Source organism: Stenotrophomonas sp. 86428_Sma (assembly GCF_056481585.1).
The window spans coordinates 1,956,424-1,974,909 of sequence record NZ_CM151156.1 but is presented as its reverse complement, the minus strand read 5'-3'; the positions used below and the strand labels follow the sequence as shown (position 1 = coordinate 1,974,909).

13 protein-coding genes and 1 pseudogene are annotated in these 18,486 nt (G+C 66.6%); 6 read left to right on the top strand and 8 right to left on the bottom strand.

Annotated elements, in window-relative coordinates; genetic code table 11:
- Window positions 1-38: 38 nt before the first annotated feature.
- Window positions 39-528, top strand: a pseudogene (locus ACZK3J_RS09150) (YaiI/YqxD family protein).
- A 6-nt stretch (window positions 529-534) separates the two neighbouring features.
- Here ACZK3J_RS09150 and ACZK3J_RS09145 read toward each other — a convergent pair.
- Entirely contained in the window at window positions 535-1,413 is an 879-nt protein-coding gene (locus tag ACZK3J_RS09145; RefSeq protein ID WP_049461203.1) for a pseudouridine synthase, read from the bottom strand.
- 125 nt (window positions 1,414-1,538) lie between these two features.
- Here ACZK3J_RS09145 and ACZK3J_RS09140 point away from each other — a divergent pair, with 125 nt between their 5' ends.
- The 3 genes from ACZK3J_RS09140 (at window position 1,539) to ACZK3J_RS09130 (ending at window position 5,429) form a co-directional block, all read left to right on the top strand.
- Window positions 1,539-2,087: a YaeQ family protein gene (locus ACZK3J_RS09140; RefSeq protein ID WP_005409263.1), complete on the top strand. Its 549-nt coding sequence runs from the start codon at window positions 1,539-1,541 to the stop codon at window positions 2,085-2,087.
- Window positions 2,084-3,268, top strand: coding sequence for a BaiN/RdsA family NAD(P)/FAD-dependent oxidoreductase (locus ACZK3J_RS09135; protein ID WP_049461201.1), 1,185 nt, complete (start codon window positions 2,084-2,086; stop codon window positions 3,266-3,268). The genes ACZK3J_RS09140 and ACZK3J_RS09135 overlap by 4 nt, the downstream gene beginning before the upstream one ends.
- A gap of 91 nt (window positions 3,269-3,359) precedes the next feature.
- Window positions 3,360-5,429, top strand: a complete 2,070-nt coding sequence (locus ACZK3J_RS09130; protein WP_049461210.1) for a GGDEF/EAL domain-containing response regulator — start codon at window positions 3,360-3,362, stop codon at window positions 5,427-5,429.
- Between the two features lie 60 nt (window positions 5,430-5,489).
- Here ACZK3J_RS09130 and fabV read toward each other — a convergent pair whose 3' ends face one another.
- From fabV to queA, 6 genes are all read right to left on the bottom strand, one after another.
- Window positions 5,490-6,749 (bottom strand): enoyl-ACP reductase FabV, encoded by a 1,260-nt coding sequence (fabV, locus tag ACZK3J_RS09125; RefSeq protein ID WP_164139171.1) that lies wholly within the window; start codon window positions 6,747-6,749, stop codon window positions 5,490-5,492.
- A 650-nt stretch (window positions 6,750-7,399) separates the two neighbouring features.
- Window positions 7,400-8,380 carry a protein translocase subunit SecF gene (gene secF / locus ACZK3J_RS09120; protein ID WP_071228983.1) on the bottom strand — a complete coding sequence of 327 codons (981 nt, stop codon included), beginning with the start codon at window positions 8,378-8,380 and terminating at the stop codon, window positions 7,400-7,402.
- Between the two features lie 15 nt (window positions 8,381-8,395).
- The gene (gene secD / locus ACZK3J_RS09115; protein WP_277778588.1) at window positions 8,396-10,252 is read right to left on the bottom strand and encodes a protein translocase subunit SecD; all 1,857 of its coding nucleotides are present in this window, start codon (window positions 10,250-10,252) and stop codon (window positions 8,396-8,398) included.
- Between the two features lie 61 nt (window positions 10,253-10,313).
- On the bottom strand, window positions 10,314-10,658 hold the full coding sequence (yajC, locus tag ACZK3J_RS09110) for a preprotein translocase subunit YajC (protein ID WP_005409257.1): 345 nt from the start codon (window positions 10,656-10,658) through the stop codon (window positions 10,314-10,316).
- A gap of 134 nt (window positions 10,659-10,792) precedes the next feature.
- Window positions 10,793-11,923, bottom strand: coding sequence for a tRNA guanosine(34) transglycosylase Tgt (gene tgt, locus ACZK3J_RS09105; protein WP_478476783.1), 1,131 nt, complete (start codon window positions 11,921-11,923; stop codon window positions 10,793-10,795).
- A gap of 97 nt (window positions 11,924-12,020) precedes the next feature.
- A complete protein-coding gene (gene queA / locus ACZK3J_RS09100; RefSeq protein WP_049462689.1) occupies window positions 12,021-13,088 on the bottom strand; it encodes a tRNA preQ1(34) S-adenosylmethionine ribosyltransferase-isomerase QueA in 1,068 nt (355 codons plus the stop codon).
- 210 nt (window positions 13,089-13,298) lie between these two features.
- Here queA and ACZK3J_RS09095 point away from each other — a divergent pair, with 210 nt between their 5' ends.
- Window positions 13,299-14,795 (top strand): aminotransferase class III-fold pyridoxal phosphate-dependent enzyme, encoded by a 1,497-nt coding sequence (locus ACZK3J_RS09095; RefSeq protein WP_032128302.1) that lies wholly within the window; start codon window positions 13,299-13,301, stop codon window positions 14,793-14,795.
- A 217-nt stretch (window positions 14,796-15,012) separates the two neighbouring features.
- Window positions 15,013-15,606: an LOG family protein gene (locus ACZK3J_RS09090; protein WP_032128301.1), complete on the top strand. Its 594-nt coding sequence runs from the start codon at window positions 15,013-15,015 to the stop codon at window positions 15,604-15,606.
- Between the two features lie 19 nt (window positions 15,607-15,625).
- Here ACZK3J_RS09090 and ACZK3J_RS09085 read toward each other — a convergent pair whose 3' ends face one another.
- Window positions 15,626-18,466: a bifunctional diguanylate cyclase/phosphodiesterase gene (locus ACZK3J_RS09085; RefSeq protein ID WP_100437557.1), complete on the bottom strand. Its 2,841-nt coding sequence runs from the start codon at window positions 18,464-18,466 to the stop codon at window positions 15,626-15,628.
- Between the last annotated feature and the right edge of the window lie 20 nt (window positions 18,467-18,486).

Sequence of the window (18,486 nt, the reverse complement as noted above, 5' to 3'; positions counted from 1 at the left end):
AGTCCCCATTCAGGATTTTCCTACCCTACACTGGGTAAATGACTGAAGCTGAAACCCAAGCTGAACCCGCTCTCCCACGCATCTGGGTAGACGCGGACGCCTGCCCCGCCGTCATTCGCGACATCCTGTTCCGTGCCGCTGAACGCGTTGGGATCGAGCTGACCCTGGTCGCCAACCAGTGGATCCGGACCCCGCCCTCACGTTGGCTGCGCTCGATCCAGGTCCCCCAGGGCCTGGACGTGGCCGACAGCGCCATCGTCGAGCGGGTCGCCGCCGGTGACCTGGTGGTCACCCAGGACATCCCGCTGGCCGCACTGGTGCTGGAAAAGAAGGCGGTGGCGCTGAACCCGCGTGGCCAGCTGTACACCCCGAACAACATGGCCGAGCGGCTGTCGATGCGCAATTTCATGGAAGAGCTGCGCGGCGCCGGGGTGCAGACCGGGGGCCCCGCCGCCGCTGGGCCCGCGCGACCGGCAGCTGTTCGCCGCCGAGCTGGACCGCTGGCTGGCGCGGCGCCCGGTTCGTTGAACGGCCCTACCCGCTCTGGCCCGGCAGGCACAGGCGGCGCTGGCTGCTGAACCGCCTGGGCTCCCCGCTCAATGGATCGTCGAAGGCCAGCCCCTGCGCCAGCAGCTGCAGGGGCGCCTCGACCGTTTCATCCGGGCGCAGCATCAACTGCGGATACAGGTCATCGCCCTCGATGGGGGCGCCCAGCATCGCCATATGCACGCGCAGCTGGTGCTTGCGGCCGGTTTCCGGCCGCAACCGGTAGCGCCAGACCGGCCCCTCGGCCTCGATCAGCTCGATCCGGCTGCGGGCATTGGGCTCGCCCGGCACTTCGGCCATGCGGAAGAACGGCTCCCCCGGCACCAGACGACTGTCCCGCTGCAACGGAAACGCCAGCCCGGGCAGCGCCGGTGCAAGCGCCTCATAGGTCTTCTCGATGCGCCGCTCGCGGAACAGCCGCTGATAGGCATCACGCGTGGCCGCCTGGGTCGAGAACAGCACCAGGCCGGCGGTCAGCCGGTCCAGGCGGTGCAACGGCGCCAGTTCGGTGTTGCCGGTGCGTGCGACCAGGCGCGACAGCAGGGTTTCGCGCACATACCCACCGGCCGGCGTTACCGGCAGGAAGTGCGGCTTGTCGGCCACCAGCAGGTGCGCATCCAGATGCAGGATGGTCTCGGCGAAGGGAATCACCGGCTCGTCGGCAACCTCGCGGAAGTACTGGATCTCAAGCCCCACCTGCCAGGGCATGTCCGGCGCCAGTGCCCTGCCCTGCGCATCCTGCACACGGCCTCGGGCGAAGCGGTCCTGCCATTGCGCGCGACCGATGCGCGGGAAACGCGCGCACAGGCCGTCGAGCAGGCTGGGCCAGTGGCCGGGGGGCAGCTGCAGATGGCTGGGCAGGGTCATGGCGTCCATTCCGGCCGCGGGAAAGAGCGGCAAGCGTGCCACCGTTGACGCTGCACAGACAGCCCGGCAACGGACACCCATGGAGCAAACCTCTATCATTGACGTCTTTAGTCCACGGATCCCCCATGGCTCTTACTGCCACCATCCGCAAGGCCGAACTGCAGATCAGCGACATGGATCGCGGCTACTACGCGACCCACAACCTGACCCTGGCCCAGCACCCGTCCGAGACCGACGAACGATTGATGGTGCGCCTGCTCGCCTTCGCGCTGAACGCCGGCGACCGCCTGGAATTCGGCCGCGGCCTGAGTACCGACGATGAGCCGGACCTGTGGGAACACGACTACACCGGCGACATCCTGCAATGGATCGACCTGGGCCATCCCGACGAATCCCGCATCCGCAAGGCCAGCAACCGCAGCCGCCAGGTGCAGGTGGTCAATTACGGCGGCAACGCCTCGGAGATCTGGTGGGGCAAGCAGGGCAAGGGCCTGGCGCGCTTCGACAACCTGTCGGTGGTTGACCTCGATGGTGCCTTCGTCGAACTGTGGGGCCAGCAGATCCAGCGCGCGATGCGCTGGAGCGTGCTGATCCAGGACGGTGAAGTGCAGCTGCTCAACGATCAGATGCAGCTCGACGTGGTCCCGAACTGGCGCAAGCGCGCCAAGGCATGAGCACGATCCGTTGCGACGTGGTGGTCATCGGCGCCGGTGCGGCCGGGCTGATGACCGCGATCACGGCTGGCCAGCGCGGCCGCCAGGTGCAGGTGATCGACCATGCCAACAAGGTTGGCAAGAAGATCCTGATGTCCGGCGGTGGCCGCTGCAACTTCACCAACACCGGCACCACCCCGGCCAACTTCCTGTCGGCCAACCCGCACTTCTGCAAGTCGGCACTGGCGCGCTACACGCCCTGGCACTTCATCGAGCTGGTCAGCAAGCACGGCATCGCGTATCACGAAAAAGAGCTGGGCCAGTTGTTCTGCGATGTCTCGTCCAAGCAGATCGTGAAGATGCTGGTGGACGAATGCCAGGCGGCAGGCGTGCAGGTGCGTACCGACTGCAGCGTGCAGCGCATCGAGCATGGCAGCGATGGATTCCGCGTGCACACCACGCAGGGCCTGTTCCATTGCGCCTCGCTGGTGGTGGCCACCGGCGGCCTGTCCATTCCCAGCATGGGCGCCACCGGCTTCGGCTATGAAGTGGCCCGACAGTTCGGCCACCAGGTGCTGCCGACCCGCGCCGGGCTGGTGCCGCTGACGCTCAGCGGCAAGCACCAGGAACGGTTGGCCGACCTCAGCGGCGTCGCGCTGCCGATCGAGGCGCGCTGCAACGGCAGGAGCTTCCAGAACTTCATGCTGCTGACCCACCGTGGCGTAAGCGGCCCGGCCATCCTGCAGATTTCTTCGTTCTGGCAGCCCGGCGATGCGCTGGAGCTGGACCTGCTGCCCGGCCAGGATGCCGCCGAGTGGCTGCGCCAGATGAAGCGCGACCGCCCCGCCGCCGAGCTGCGTACTGTGCTGGGCGAGGTACTGCCGAAGCGGCTGGCGCAGCGCCTGTGCGAGCACTGGCTGCCCGACCGCCCCGTGCGCCAGCTGGACGAGCCGGTGCTGCGCCAGGCTGCGCAGCTGCTGGGCGCATTCCCGCTGGTGGCCAGCGGCACCGAGGGCTACCGCACCGCCGAGGTCACCCTGGGCGGTGTGGATACTGCCGAGGTCTCGTCCTCGACGATGGAATCCAAGCGCGTGCCCGGCCTGCATTTCGTCGGCGAGGTGCTGGATGTGACCGGCTGGCTGGGCGGCTACAACTTCCAGTGGGCCTGGGCCAGCGGCCACGCGGCCGGTGGCGTGGTGTGAACCACATCGCCGTTCAATGCGTGCAAGGGGTGCGCGCATGGACGGTTCGCCGCGCATCGTGTATCTAGATTTGCAGATTGGGGAGCAGTGCATGCAGAACGCGAACGACATCACCATCCGCCTGCTGATCGTCGATGACAGCGGCGAGAATGCCGAAGCCATCGTCAGCACGCTGCGCAACAGCGGCATCGCGGTACGCCCGTGGCGTCCGCAGGATGCAGCCGAGCTGGCCCAGGTGCTGGCCAGCCAGGCCATCGACCTGGTGCTGGCTTCGCCCTCCCAGGGCATCCCGCTGCCACTGGTGGCCCAGCATATTGCTGCCAGCGGCAAGGATATTCCGCTGGTGCTGCTGGCCGAGCGCATCGACGAAGACGAACTGGTGCAGGCCAGCAGCCACGGCATCCGCGCCCTCGCCCTGCGCCAACGTCCGGAGCATCTGCTCGCCGTGGTCCGCGACCAGTGGGTGGACCTGCAGGCGCGTCGCGGCCTGCGCCGCATCGAAGCACAGATGCGCGAAACCGAGCGCCGCTGCGATGCGTTGATCGCCTCCTCGCGCGACCCCATCGCTTATGTGCATGAAGGCATGCACATCCGCGCCAACGATGCCTATCTGGAGATGTTCGGTTACGAGCATTTCGACGACATCGAAGGCATCTCGCTGCTGGACATGGTCGCCGCCCAGCACGTGGAGGGCTTCAAGCAGCTGCTGAAGGGGCTGAGCCGTGGCGAGGCGCCGCCGCCGCAGTACCAGCTCGACGCGCGCCACGAGGATGGCAGCGCGTTCCCGGCGACGATGGAGTTTGCCGCTGCCACCTACGAAGGCGAATCCTGCCTGCAGGTGGTGCTCCGCCGCCGCATGGAATTCGACCCCGAGCTGGCACGTGAGGTCGAGGACCTGCGCCAGCGCGACCAGGTCACCGGCCTGCTCAATCGCCCGACCTTCATGCTGCAGCTGGAAAGCGCGGTGGCCCAGGCCGGGCGCAGCGAAGGCCAGTTCGGCCTGCTGCTGATCGAGCCGGACCACTACGCGCGCCTGCTGCCGGACATTGGCCTGGCCTCGGCCGACACCCTGATCGGCGCGCTCGCCGCGCTGCTGGCCGAAGTCGTTGGCGAAGACGCACAGCTGGCCCGCTTCGGCGAGCACAATTTCGCCGTGCTGCAGGCCGGGCCCTATGCGCAGACCGTGGCACTGGCCGAGCGCATCCGCGAAGCCTACGCCGCGCACGTCTTCAGCATCGGCGCACGCTCGGCCACGGTAACGGTCAGCATCGGTGGCGTGCAGGTGGGCGAGAAGATCGCCAGTATCGGCCAGGTGCTGGCACGCGCCAGCGAATGCACGCAGGCCGCCGCAGAACTGGGCAACACCTGCCGCATCTTCGACCCGGCCGCCGCCGACCGCGTGGAGGAAGAACGCGTGCTGCGCTGGGTCGCCCGTATCCGTGAAGCGCTGGCCGGTGACGGCTTCCAGCTGCACTACCAGCCGGTGCTGAACCTGCAGGGCGAGTCGCTGGAGCTGTATGAGGCCTACCTGCGCCTGGAGCACAACGGCGAACTGCTGAGTCCGACCGCGTTCCTCGGTATCGCGGAGGAGCACGGCCTGCTGGCCGACATCAACCGCTGGGTGGTGTCACGGGCCATCGCGGTGCTGGGCCAGCGTGCACGCGAAGGCCATGCCACGCAGATGCTGGTGAAAGTGACGCCGGAATCGTTCGACGACCCGCCAATGATCGCTACCCTGCGCCGCGAGCTGCAGGCTCAGGGTGTACCCGGCGAACGGCTGTGGCTGCATGCGCCGGAAGCGAAGGTGTTCACTCACCTGCGCAGTGCACAGCAGTTCCTTGCCGAAGTAGCACCGCTGGGCTGCCGCATCGGCCTGGAGCAGTTCGGTTCGGGGCTGGATTCGTTCCAGCTGCTGGCCCACTTCCAGCCGCAGTTCCTCAAGCTGGACCGCGGCTTCACCGGTGACCTGGCGGCTACCCGCGAGAACATCGACCGCATCAGCCAGATCACCGCGCGCGCGCAGGAAGCCGGCATCCGCACCATCGCCGAGTTTGTCAGCGATGCCAATTCGATGACGCTGCTGTTCAGTGCCGGCGTGGACTACGTGCAGGGCGACTTCGTCGGCCCGGCGCTGCCGGAGATGGGGTTCGAGTTCGGGTGACCCGGCGTCGCCGGGCATGGCCCATGCGAAAAAGCCGGCTTTCGCCGGCCTTTTCATTGATCAGGTCATGTCGACCAGGTTGTCGATCTTCACATCCGGATTGACGTCGGCCTCGTAGTCGACACCTTCCACGCCAAAGCCGAACAGGCGCAGGAAGTCGGCCTTGTAGCCGGCCAGGTCACTGATCTCGTACAGGTTCTCGTTGGTCACCTGCGGCCACAGCGCGACCACCTTGCCCTGCACGTCCGCCGCCATTTCCTTGTAATCGGCACGCAGGCGGCCTTCCTCATCGACCAGCGCAACGGTGTGGCCATCGCCATCGACCAGATCGTGGCGCAGGCGATCGATCGCCACGCCGTCGGCCTTGCCGCCGTAGAGGATGTCGTACAGCACATCCAGCTGTTCGATGCAGCCTTCGTGGGTGCCCTTTTCCTTCATCACCTTGAACAGCAGCGACAGGTACAGCGGCATGGTCGGAATGGCCGAGCTGGCCTGGGTGACTACCGCCTTCAGCACCGACACGCGCGCGTCGCCGCCGATTTTCGCCAGCTTTTCGCGCAGGCCCAGCACCTTGGTGTCCAGGTCCTTCTTGGCGGCGCCGATGGAGCCGTTCCAGTAGATCGCCTGGGTGATCTCTTCGCCCACGTAGGTGAAGGCGGTGGTGGTGCAGCCGTTGGCCAGCACGCCGGCATCGGCCAGCGCATCGATCCACATCTGCCAGTCCTCACCGCCCATCACCGCAACGGTACCGGCGATTTCTTCCGGGGTGGCCGGCTGCAGGTGGGTCTCGGTCAGCACTTCCTTGTCGGTATCCAGGCCACGCAGGGTGATCGGCTCACCGATCGGCTTCAACGTGGAGCTGATGATCTCGCCGGTCTTCGGATGCTTGCGGCGCGGCGCGGCCAGGCTGTAGACGACCTGGTCGACCTGGCCCAGATCGGCCTTGATCATCTCGATGGTCCTGGCCTTCACTTCATCTGAGAAGGCATCGCCGTTGATGCTCTTGGCGTACAGGCCGGCTTCGTCTGCGTACTTGTGGAACGCGGCCGAGTTGTACCAGCCGGCCGTGCCCGGCTTGGATTCGGTGCCCGGGCGCTCGAAGAAGATGCCGAGGGTGGCGGCACCGCTGCCGAAGGCGGCGGTGATGCGTGCAGCCAGGCCGTAGCCGGTGGAGGCACCAATGACCAGCACGCGCTTGGGGCCGTTCTGGATCGGCGGGCGCGCGCGGATGTAGTCGATCTGCTGCTTGACCGCGGCTTCGCAGCCGGTCGGGTGGGTGGTGACGCAGATGAAGCCGCGGACGCGCGGTTTGATGACCATGGATACCTCGGGTTGGCAGATGCGGCGCGCGGGGCGCTCAGCAGGAATACGGGCGCGCGCCTGCGCGCGCGAACCGCAGGATCGTAGTGCGCGGGGGAAGATTGCACAACCGACGGCGGCGTAGGGTGGGGTTTGTTCTGCAGGGTTGCACCCTGCACCCGCAGAGGCCGGAGCAACGGCCGGAGCCGGAGCAACTTCAAAAGCTGGGTTCCTGTGGGTTGGCGGGGTGGGTCCGGTTGCGGGGGACGCCGTAAATCCGTCCATGGAGGCTTGGCCGCGGCATCCATGCCGCGGACACCCCCGCAACCGGACCCACCCCGCCTTCGACAGATTTCCGCGATCTGTTGGAGCGGCATCCTGCTCTGGTAGGTGTCGACCTTGGTCGACATGGATGAACTCATTCAATATCTGACAGATGTGTCGACCAAGGTCGACACCTACCAACAGCCGCGCGGAACCGGTCTGGGGCAGAGCCCCCTGAGTCAGGGGGCGGCCGCGAAGCGGCGGGGGTCTGGGAGCTGGTAAGTGGGGCCCACGGTTCGCGCAGCGAAGCGTGGGAGCGACAGCGCGCATGCGATGACGCGTACCAGCCCTGCCAACAAAAAACCCCGCTTGCGCGGGGTTCTCTGTGTGCTGCATGCAGCGGGTGCTTACGGGCGACGGGCCAGGGCCTCGATGTCCTTCGCCTTCGGCAGCAGGTCCTGCTTGCTGACGCGCAGGAAACCGATCGTCAGCATCGGCACCGCCACCAGGATCGAGGACAGCACCACGATCACCGCACCGATCATGTGCGTCTCGGCCAAGCCTTCCATCGAGCTGCCGCCGTACATGTACAGGGCCAGCGCCGACAGGAAGAACATCACCGCGGTGATCACCGTACGCGACAGCGTCTGGTTGATCGAACGGTTCAGCACTTCCATCGAGTCCACGCGCAGGCTGCGGAAGTTCTCGCGGACGCGGTCGAAGACCACGATCAGATCGTTGATCGCAAAGCCCATCACCGACAGCAGGCCGGCCAGCACGGTCAGGTCGAACTCACGGCCCAGCAGGGACACGTAAGCGACCGTCACGATCAGATCGAACATCGCCACGATGCTGGCGGTGACCGCGAACTTCCATTCGAAGCGCACCGCGATGTAGATCAAGAAGCCGGCCAGCATGAAGATGGTGGCGTACAGGCCATTCATCGCCAGGTCCTTGCCGATCTGCGGGCCCACGAACTCGTTGCGGAGCACGGTGGCCTGGTTGTCGGCGGTGGACAGGGCCTTCACCACGGCGGCGGCGGTGGCCTTGTCCTCGTGCGCGGCGTCACCGGTACCGGCAGCGTGCTCACCGTGCGGGGCCAGGCGGATCAGCAGATCGGTGTTGCCACCGACGCTCTGCACCTGGGCACCGTCGAAGCCACTTTCCTCGAGCTTGGTACGGACCTGCTCGACGTCCACCGCCTTGTCGAAGCGGGCTTCGATCAGGGTGCCGCCGGTGAAGTCCAGGGCGTAGTTGAAGCCCTTGAAGCCGATGATGGCAACCGAGGCCAGGAACACGATGACCGTGACGACCATCGCGACATGGCGCCAGCGCATGAAGTCGATCTTGGTGTCGTTCGGGAGGATGTGCAGCGGAAACAGTTTCATGTGCGTGTCGTCCCGTCAGATGGCCACGTTCTGGAGCTTCTTGCGGCGGCCGTAGATCAGCGTCGCCAGCGCACGCGACACGGTGATCGCGGTGAACATGGAGGCGAAAATACCGATGATCATGGTCAGCGCGAAGCCCTTCAGCGGACCGGTACCGAATGCGAACAGCGCCACACCGACGATCAGGCCGGTCAGGTTGGCGTCGAGGATGGTGCCCGAGGCACGCTCGTAACCGGTCACGATCGCGGTCTTGCCCGGCACGCCGGCACGCAGCTCTTCACGGATACGCTCGTTGATCAGCACGTTGGCGTCCACCGACAGGCCGACCGACAACGCCAGGCCGGCGAAGCCCGGCAGGGTCATGGTCGCGCCGAACAGCGACATCACCGCCACCACGATCAGCAGGTTGAACAGCATCGCGATCGAGGTGATCACACCGAACATGCGGTAGTAGACGCTGAAGAACACCAGGGTGAACAGGAACGCGAACACCACCGCGCGCATACCGTTCTTGACGTTCTCGGCACCCAGGCTCGGGCCGACCACGCGCTCTTCGACGAAGTCCATCGGCGCGGCCAGCGAGCCGGACTTGAGCAGCTTGGCCAGGTCCTCGGCTTCCTTCTTCTGCAGGCCGGTGGTCTGGAAGTTCTTGCCGAACACGCCGTTGATGTTGGCCACCGAGATCACTTCCTCGTTGACCTTGAAGCCACGCACTTCCTGGCCGTCGACGACGGTCACGGTCGGCACGCGCTCGGTGTAGACCACCGCCATCGGCTTGTTCACGTTGGCGCTGGTGAAGTCGAACATGCGCTGGCCGCCGACATTGTTCAGCGTCACGCTGACCGCCGGAGAGCCGCTGTTCGAATCGGTCACCGCCTGCGCGCCGACCATCTGGTCACCGGTGACGATCACGCGCTTGTTCAGCAGGACCGGACCACCGCCATCACGACGCTGGTAGACCTTCGCTTCCGGCGGAATGCGCCCGGAGTTGATGGCGTCCTGTGCATTGCCGTCAACCACCGCGCGGTACTCGAGGGTAGCGGTGGCGCCGATCATGCGCTTGGCTTCGGCGGTGTCCTGCACGCCCGGCAGCTGCACCACCACGCGGTCGGCACCCTGTCGCTGGATGATCGGCTCGGACACGCCGAGCTGGTTCACGCGGTTGCGCAGGGTATTGATGTTCTGCTCGATGGCGCCGTTGGCGATCTGGGTGATCTCGGTTTCCGGCACGGTCACCGTGATGCGATTGCCACTGACGTCGTAGCCGAGGGTCGGCTGCGCCTTCACCAGGGCAGTGCGGGCACGCTGCGCGGCGTCGTCACCGGCGGACGGGCTCAGGTTCGCCACGATGCTGTTGTCAGCGCGGCGTTCCACCGACTGGTACGGAATGCGGGCGTCACGCAGCGTGCTGCGCACGTCTTCTGTGTAGGCGTCCAGGCGCTTGTCCAGGGCGGCCTTCTGGTCGACCTGCAGCACGAAGTGCACGCCACCCTGAAGGTCCAGGCCCAGCACCATCGGGCGACCGCCGAGGTTGGCCAGCCAGTCCGGCACGGTCGAGGCCAGGTTCAGGGCCACGGTGTACTTCTCGCCGATGGTGTCACGCAGGGCGTCGCTGGCAGCGGACTGCGCCTTCAGGTCCGGCAGGCGGACAATCAGGCTTTCCCCTTCCTTCTCGACACCGATGGTGGTGACACCGGCCGTCTTCAGGTCGGCCAGCACACGGTCACGCAGCGCATCGTCGATCTGGCCGCCACGGTTGGCGGTGATCTGGAGGGCCGGGTCCTTCTGGTAGATGTTGGGCAGCGCGTACAGCGCGCTGAGCGCCAGTACGATCAGGATGACGACGTACTTCCAGCGTGGAAATTCGAGCATTGCTTGGGTCCCGCGCGGCGCCATCCCCGGCGCCGCGGTTGTGCATCGGAAAGGGAGTGGCTTACTGGGCCGACTTCAGGGTACCGGCCGGCAGCACGTTGCCGACAGCGCCCTTCTGCACGCGGATGCGCACGTTGTCCGCCACTTCAATGGTGATGAAGTTGTCGCCGATGTCGGTGACGATGCCGGCGATGCCGCCGTTGGTCAGCACTTCGTCGCCACGCTTGATCTTCTCCAGCATGGCCTTGTGCTCCTTCTGCCGCTTCATCTGCGGGCGGATCATCAGGAAGTACATGATGGCGATCAGGATGACCGGGAACAGCAGCGTGGTCAGGCCCATGCCCTGCGGTTGGCCGCCGGCGGCCTGGGCGTGGGCGGCGGGAATCAGGAAGGCAAGCAGGTTCATTGTTGGTCCTTTGGTTGGGCGGCGCTTCGGCCCTTTCACGGGCACGAGGTGTCGACCGCGGATCTGGGTCAGCCTTGAAGTATGCCACGGCCCCGGGCGTTCGTCCTTGGGCCGTTTGGCAGGGGGTGTTCGGGTTACAGGGGCGGTGCTGCCGCCCCGCGTGCCGCGTAGAAAGACTCACGGAAGGCCAGGAAGGTTCCCGCCTCGATGGCCGCACGGATGTCGGCCATGAGCTTTTCGTAATAGAACAGGTTGTGCAGGGTGCCCAGCATCGGCGCCAGCATCTCGTTGCAGCGGTCCAGGTGGCGCAGGTACGAACGCGTGTAACCGCCGGTGCAGGCCACGCAGCCGCAGCCGGGCTCGATCGGATCCATGTCGCGCGCGTACTGGGAATTACGGATGCGGACGGTGCCGAACGAGGTGAAATAGTGGCCGTTGCGCGCGTTGCGGGTGGGCATCACGCAGTCGAACATGTCCACGCCACGTGCGACACCCTCGACCAGGTCCTCCGGCCGGCCCACACCCATCAGGTAGCGCGGACGGTCGCCCGGCAGTTCCGGGTCCAGGTGGTCGAGCATGGCGTTGCGCTCGTGCTCCGGCTCGCCCACGGCCAGGCCACCGATGGCGTAACCGTCGAAGCCGATCGCCTGCAGGGCCTCGGCCGAGCGGCTGCGCAGGTCGGTGTGCACGCCGCCCTGGACGATGCCGAACAGGGCCGCGTCGTTGCCCAGCTCGTCATGCGCGTTGCGGCTGCGCTGGGCCCAGCGCAGGCTCAGCTCCATCGAGCGGCGCGCCACATCCTCAGTGGCCGGGTACGGAGTGCACTCGTCGAAGATCATCACCACGTCCGAATCGAGCACCTTCTGGATCTTCATGCTCTCTTCCGGGCCCAGGAACACACGGGCGCCGTCGGTCGGCGAGGCGAAGGTCACGCCCTGCTCGGTGATCTTGCGGCGGTGGGCCAGCGAGAACACCTGGAAGCCGCCGGAGTCGGTCAGGATCGGGCCATCCCAGCGGCAGAAGCCGTGCAGGCCGCCGTGGTCGGCGATGATGTCCAGGCCCGGGCGCAGGTACAGGTGGAACGTGTTGCCGAGGATGATCTCGGCGCCCAGCGCACGCACCTGGTCCGGCAGGATGCCCTTGACCGAGCCATAGGTCCCCACCGGCATGAAGGCCGGCGTTTCCACCGTGCCACGCGGGAAGGTCAGGCGGCCACGGCGGGCACGGCCGTCGCGGGTCTTGAGCTGGAACTGCAATCGGGACATGGAGCGGTCGTTCAGGCAAATAGTCGCCTATTGTCTCCCAAGAAGGCGTGCGCACCAAGGTGCGCACCCACAGGGGACCCTGCCCTCCCTGGCTGCCCTACCCCGCCTGCGGGAACAGCAACATCGCGTCGCCGTAGCTGAAGAAGCGGTAGCGCTGCTCGATCGCGTGCTGGTAGGCCTCGAACACGCGCTCCTTGCCGGCGAACGCGGAAATCATCATCAGCAGCGTGCTTTCCGGCAGGTGGAAGTTGGTCACCATCGCGTCGACGCTGCGGATGCGGTAGCCGGGGGTGATGAAGATCTGCGTTTCACCGGCGAACGGCAGCAGTTCACCATCGCGCATCGCGCTTTCCAGCGCGCGCACCACGGTGGTGCCGACGCCGATCACGCGGCCGCCAGCGGCGCGCGTGCGCCGCACCTGCTGCACCAGCTCGGCACCGACATTCAGCCACTCGCGGTGCATCACGTGGTCCTTCAGGTCATCGGCACGCACCGGCTGGAAGGTGCCCGCACCCACGTGCAGGGTGACGTGGCCGAAGTCCACGCCCTTGTCCTTCAATGCGGCCAGCAGCGGTTCGTCGAAATGCAGGCCGGCGGTCGGCGCGGCCACCGCGCCCACTTCACGCGCGAACACGGTCTGGTAGCGCTCGCGGTCATCCACACCCGGCTCGCGCTGGATATAGGGCGGCAGCGGCAGGCGGCCGGCATGCAGCAGCCACTGTTCCAGCGATTCCGGCACATGGAACTGCAGCACGTAGAACTCGCCATCGCGACCCAGCACCTCGGCTTCGCCACCGGCATCCAGCGCGATGCGGCTGCCGGCCTTGGGCGACTTGCTGGCGCCCACCTGCGCGCGGGCCTGCTGGCCACCCAGCAGGCGCTCGATCAGAATCTCCACGCGGCCGCCACTGGCCTTCTGCCCGAACAGGCGCGCCGGGATCACCCGGGTGTCGTTGAACACCAGCAGGTCGCCCGGCTGCAGCAGCGACGGCAAGTCGCGCACCTGCAGGTCGGTGAAGGCATCGGGCGCCGGAGGCACCAGCAGCAGGCGGCTTGCGGAACGTTCGGCCAGGGGCGCCTGCGCGATCAGTTCAGCCGGCAGGTCGTAGTTGAAATCGGACTTCTTCAAGGCAGTGGGCGGCAACAGGTCGACAATGGCGCGCATTGTACGTCCAGCGTCTGCGAGCCGGCGTGCTTCGCGGCGAACGTCGCGCAAAATGCTGCTATGCAGCAGGTTTCTGCGGGGTTATCGCGCAAAAAAACAAGTGCTAGCATCGAGTCGGAAGTCCGCTGCACGAGCCTGCCCCAAGCGCGCGTGATGACGCGCGTTTTGCTTTTGAAGACCCGTGCGACCCATTGTTTCAGGAGATCTGCAATGAGCTTCATCGAACGCCTCGCCCCCCTGCGCAACCAGCCCGGCACCCGCCTCACCTCCGGCCTGGACGACGCCACCCTGACCGCCCTGTCCGCCAACCACCCGCAGCTGATCGCCGCGGTGGACGCCGCCGCCGAGGAATTCGCGCGCGTGCAGGCCGACCTGGGGCCGCTGCTGGCGCAGGACGAACAGGCGCAGATCGACGCGATGCAGGACGGTTTCGTCAATTTCTATGCCGATGACGCGGTGACCCCGTATGTGGCACTGGCTGCGCGCGGCCCGTGGGTGGTCACCCTGAAAGGCGCCGTGCTGTACGACGCCGGCGGCTACGGCATGCTCGGCTTCGGGCACACCCCGGACGCCGTGCTGGAGGCGATGGCCCGCCCGCAGGTGATGGCCAACATCATGACCCCCAGCCTGTCGCAGCAGCGCTTCATCACCGCCCTGCGCGCCGAGATCGGCCACCGCCGTGGCGGCTGCCCGTTCGCCCGTTTCATGTGCCTGAATTCCGGTTCCGAGGCGGTCGGCCTGGCCGCGCGCATCGCCGACGTCAACGCCAAGCTGCAGACCGACCCGGGCGCACGCCACGCCGGTGCTGCGATCAAGCGCGTGGTGGTCAAGGGCAGCTTCCATGGCCGCACCGACCGCCCTGCCCTCTATTCGGATTCCAGCCGCAAGAGCTACATGCAGCACCTGGCCAGCTACCGTGGCGAGGATTCGGTGATCACCGTGGCGCCGTACGACGAAGCCGGCCTGCGCAAGGTGTTCGAGGATGCCGCACGCAACCAGTGGTTCATCGAGGCGGTGTTCCTGGAACCGGTGATGGGCGAAGGCGACCCGGGCCGCTCGGTGCCGCCGTCGTTCTATGCCGTTGCCCGCGAACTGACCCGTGCCCATGGCAGCCTGCTGCTGCTCGACTCGATCCAGGCCGGCCTGCGTGCGCATGGCGTGCTCTCGGTGGTCGATTACCCGGGCTTCGAAGGCCTGGACCCGCCGGACATGGAGACCTACTCCAAGGCACTCAACGCCGCGCAGTACCCGCTGTCGGTGCTGGCGGTGACCGAGCATGCCGCGCAGCTGTACCGCAAGGGCATCTATGGCAACACGATGACCAGCAACCCGCGTGCACTGGACGTGGCCTGCGCCACCCTGGCCCAGCTGACCCCGCAGGTGCGCGCCAACATCGCCGAGCGTGGTGCCGAGGCCGTGCGCAAGCTTGAACAGCTGAAGAACGAGCTGGGCGGACTGATCACCAAGGTGCAGGGCACCGGCCTGCTGTTCTCCTGCGAACTGGCGCCGCAGTTCAAGTGCTACGGCGCCAACTCCACCGAGGAATGGCTGCGCCAGCACGGCATCAACGTGATTCACGGTGGCGAGAACTCGCTGCGCTTCACTCCGCACTTCGGCATGGACAGCGAAGAGCTGGACCTGCTGGTGGGGATGGTCGGCCGCGCGCTGCGTGAAGGCCCGCGCCGCGAGCAGGCAGCGGCGGCGTAAGTCTCGTTCTTTGTAGAGTCGAGCTTGCTCGACTGCACTTCGTTCAGGCGCCGCGATAGTCGAGCAAGCTCGACTCTACTGAACGAAGAACAGCCGAGCGTGGCTCGGCTCTACAGAAGGCCTCTCAAGGCCTCATAATCCTTGGACACCCCGTCCCTGACCGCCCTGCGGTCGGCGACGGGGCGTTTTCGTTTCCGGCCAAGAGACAGGAAGATCCATGAAATCGATCTGTGTGTACTGTGGTTCCAACGCTGGCAGCAAGCCGGCCTATACCGAACGCGCCCTTGCCCTGGGCGATCGCATCGCCCGCGACGGGATGCGCCTGGTGTACGGCGGCGGCAATGTCGGCCTGATGGGAACCGTGGCCAATGCCGTGCTCGCCGCCGGCGGCGAAGTGACCGGCGTGATCCCACGCCAGCTGGCCGACTGGGAAGTGGCCCACCGCGGCCTGACCGAGCTGGAGATCGTCGGTTCAATGCATGAGCGCAAGTCGCGCATGTTCGACCTCGCCGATGGCTTCGTCACGCTGCCCGGCGGCTTCGGCACCATGGAAGAGATCTTCGAGATGCTGACCTGGCGCCAGCTTGGCATCGGCAACAAGCCGTGCGCCTTCCTCGACGTGGAAGGTTTCTACGCCCCGCTGATCGGCATGATCGACCGCATGGTGGAAGAGCGCTTCCTGCACCCGGACCAGCGCCAGGACCTGTGGTACGGCTCGGATATCGAAGAGATGCTGGAGTGGATGAAGAACTACAAGCCAGCGCAGGCCTCGAAGTGGATCGACGAAAAGCGTCGCGCCGCCCTGCGCTGATGCTTTCCTGCGCGGCGGCTCAGACCGCCGCGCAGCTCCACGGTGCGGGCCGCCCCAGCAGATAGCCCTGGCCGTAGTCGCAACCCAGTTCGCGCAGGGTCTGCCGCTGCGCCTCGGTTTCGATGCCCTCACCGATGGTCTCGATGCCCAGCGTACGCGCCAACGACAGCACGCCCTCGACCAGCGCCCGCGTGCTCTGCACTTCCGGCCCATGCAGGCCGGCGATGAAGCTCTGGTCGATCTTCAGCGTACTGATCGGGAAACGGTGCAGGTAGGACAGCGCCGAGAAGCCGGTACCGAAATCGTCCAGCTGCACCTGGATGCCGCGCTCGCGCAGGCCCTGCAGGATGCCCAGCGTGTGCGGGCCATCGTCCAGCAGTGCGACCTCGGTGATCTCCAGGCGCAGCCGGTGCGGATCGGCACCACATGCATCCAGCAGGCCGAACAGGCGGCCGCTGAACCCGGCGGAGCGGAAATGGCGCGGTGATACGTTCACCGAGACGTAACTCTGCCCGCCCTCGGCCAGACCGGCAATCACCTGTTCGTAGATCAGCCAGTCGACCTGCTCGATCAGGCCGCTTTCCTCGCCCAGCTCCAGGAACGCCCCCGGCAGCAGCAGGCCGCGGCGCTCATGCTGCCAACGCAGCAGCGCTTCGTGGCCCACCACCTCGCCATCGGACAGGCGCACGATCGGCTGGTAGAACGGGACGAAATCGCGGTTGTTGATCGCACGACGCAGGTCGGCTTCCAGATCGAGGCTGCGCATGGCCTGCTCGCGCATGTCTTCGTCGAAGATCGCACAGCGGTCATGGCCCTGCGCCTTGGCCCGGTACATTGCCGCGTCGGCATCACGCAGCAGCTCTTCGCCGGTGCGGTAGCGGGGGTTCCACAGCGCGATGCCCAGGCTGCCGGACGGGAACAGTTCGCGCCCGGCGATCCACATCGACTCCTGCAGCGCCAGCAGCAGGCGCTGGCCAAAGTCCAAGGCCTGGGCCAGGCCCTGCGGGCATTGCAGCAGCACCGCGAATTCGTCACCGCCCAGCCGGGCCACCACGTCCTCGGTGCCGGCCATCGATACGATGCGCTTGGCCACTTCCACCAGCATGCGATCGCCGGCGGCATGGCCGATGCTGTCGTTGACCAGTTTGAAGCGGTCCAGATCGAGGAACAGCACGGCGAACACCGGGCCGCCCTCACGCTTGGCCAGTGCCAGCGCATCCTGCAGGCGGTCCAGCAGATGCAGGCGGTTGGGCAGGCCGGTCAGCGCATCGTGCATGGCCTGGTGAGTCAAGCGCTGTTCGGCACGCAGGCGCTCGCCGATCTGGCCGAGCAGCTTTTCGTTGACCTCGGCCAGTTCGCGCGTGCGCTCCTCCACGCGCTTCTCCAGCTCGGCATGCGCCGAGCGCAGCCGTTGCTGGTCGCGCTGACGGGCCAGGCCGGTACCGATGTTCTGCGCGACGAAGGTCAGCAGGCGCTGGTCATGCACGCTGAAAATGCTGTTCTCGCTGTAGCTCTGCACCACGATCGCGCCGACCACTTCGTCGTCGCGCAGCAGCGGTACGCCCAGCCAGCAGTGCGAACGCGCACCGGATTCACGCACTTCGCCACTGGCCAGCAGCGCATCGATCTGCGCGCGTGACGCCAACAGTGGCCGCCGGTTGCGCACGACATACTCGGTCAGGCCCCGGCTGAACGGTCGCGGCGCGCGGCTGGCGTTGTGCTCGTCCACCGAATAGACGAAGTCCAGGCCGTTGCCGGCCGGGTTGACCAGGGCGATGTAGAAATTGCGAGCGTCGAGCAGGCGCCCGACCACCCCATGCACCTGTCCGTAGAACTGCGCCAGGCTGTCGGCCGACATCGCCATCTCGGCGATGTTGTACAGGGCGGTCTGCAGCTGTTCGGCGCGTCGACGCTCGGCAACCTCGTCCTGCAGGCTGTGATTGGCGCGCTGCAGTTCCTGGGTGCGCCGCGCCACCTGCTGCTCCAGCCGCACCTGCGCCTGGCGCCGGTCCATCGCGGTCTGCACGTGCTGCGCAACAAAGCCCAGCAATGCGCGTTCGGCCTCGCCATAGCGGGCCGCCTGCTCATAGCTCTGAACCACGATGGCACCGCATACGCGGCCATCGCGCAGCATCGGCACGCCCAGCCAATCCAGGCTTTCGGGCCCGCGTTGCGGGTCGTGCTCCTGCTCCATCACCTGCGCCAGCAGTTCGCGCGAGGGACCACTGAGCGGCTTGCCATGACGCAGCAACGCCACGGTCAGGCTGCGCGGCATCTCGCTGGCGTCATGGCTCTGCGTGGGATCGGCGACGAAATCATCGACCTGATCGGCGAAGTACAGGAAACGGATCTGGTCGCGCACATCGTCGTATTCCACGATGTAGCAGTTCTCGGCATACATCAGCGTGCCCAGCACACCATGCACGTGGCGCAGCATCTCGGGCATTTCCAGGTCGGCACCGGCCAGATCTGCAATCTGGAACAAGGCCTGCTGCAACCGCTCGGCCTCTTCCAGCGCCTTGATCTGGCCGGCCTGGCGGCCGCGCTGCAGCGCCAGCTCCATCGCCTGCCGGGCAACCCCCCACCATGCCGGCGAAGGCACCGCGCCTTCCACCGACAACAGCAGGCGCGCCCCATCATGTTCCCAGCCGTGCTGGCCGTCGCCCACGCCTGGCGCTGCCGCATCACCTCCGGCAGCCGCCCTCGGCCAGGCCCCCTGGCCACGGCCAAGCTGCGGGTCATCCCAGCCGACGCGGACCACGGCCGTTTCCGGCAGAAGCGCATGCAACGCGCGCACCAGCGCCGCGCTCAGCACGGCCTCGTGTGGTGGCTCTTCCGCCGGTTCAGCATGCGTGGACAAATGACAATCTCTTGGCGCCG

What these genes read in the sequence shown, in the direction of transcription:
- ACZK3J_RS09145 (WP_049461203.1), bottom strand. Translation starts at nt 1,413, where the DNA reads ATGACCCTGCCCAGCCATCTGCAGCTGCCCCCCGGCCACTGGCCCAGC.
- ACZK3J_RS09140 (WP_005409263.1), top strand. Translation starts at nt 1,539, where the DNA reads ATGGCTCTTACTGCCACCATCCGCAAGGCCGAACTGCAGATCAGCGAC.
- ACZK3J_RS09135 (WP_049461201.1), top strand. Translation starts at nt 2,084, where the DNA reads ATGAGCACGATCCGTTGCGACGTGGTGGTCATCGGCGCCGGTGCGGCC.
- ACZK3J_RS09130 (WP_049461210.1), top strand. Translation starts at nt 3,360, where the DNA reads ATGCAGAACGCGAACGACATCACCATCCGCCTGCTGATCGTCGATGAC.
- fabV (WP_164139171.1), bottom strand. Translation starts at nt 6,749, where the DNA reads ATGGTCATCAAACCGCGCGTCCGCGGCTTCATCTGCGTCACCACCCAC.
- secF (WP_071228983.1), bottom strand. Translation starts at nt 8,380, where the DNA reads ATGAAACTGTTTCCGCTGCACATCCTCCCGAACGACACCAAGATCGAC.
- secD (WP_277778588.1), bottom strand. Translation starts at nt 10,252, where the DNA reads ATGCTCGAATTTCCACGCTGGAAGTACGTCGTCATCCTGATCGTACTG.
- yajC (WP_005409257.1), bottom strand. Translation starts at nt 10,658, where the DNA reads ATGAACCTGCTTGCCTTCCTGATTCCCGCCGCCCACGCCCAGGCCGCC.
- tgt (WP_478476783.1), bottom strand. Translation starts at nt 11,923, where the DNA reads ATGTCCCGATTGCAGTTCCAGCTCAAGACCCGCGACGGCCGTGCCCGC.
- queA (WP_049462689.1), bottom strand. Translation starts at nt 13,088, where the DNA reads ATGCGCGCCATTGTCGACCTGTTGCCGCCCACTGCCTTGAAGAAGTCC.
- ACZK3J_RS09095 (WP_032128302.1), top strand. Translation starts at nt 13,299, where the DNA reads ATGAGCTTCATCGAACGCCTCGCCCCCCTGCGCAACCAGCCCGGCACC.
- ACZK3J_RS09090 (WP_032128301.1), top strand. Translation starts at nt 15,013, where the DNA reads ATGAAATCGATCTGTGTGTACTGTGGTTCCAACGCTGGCAGCAAGCCG.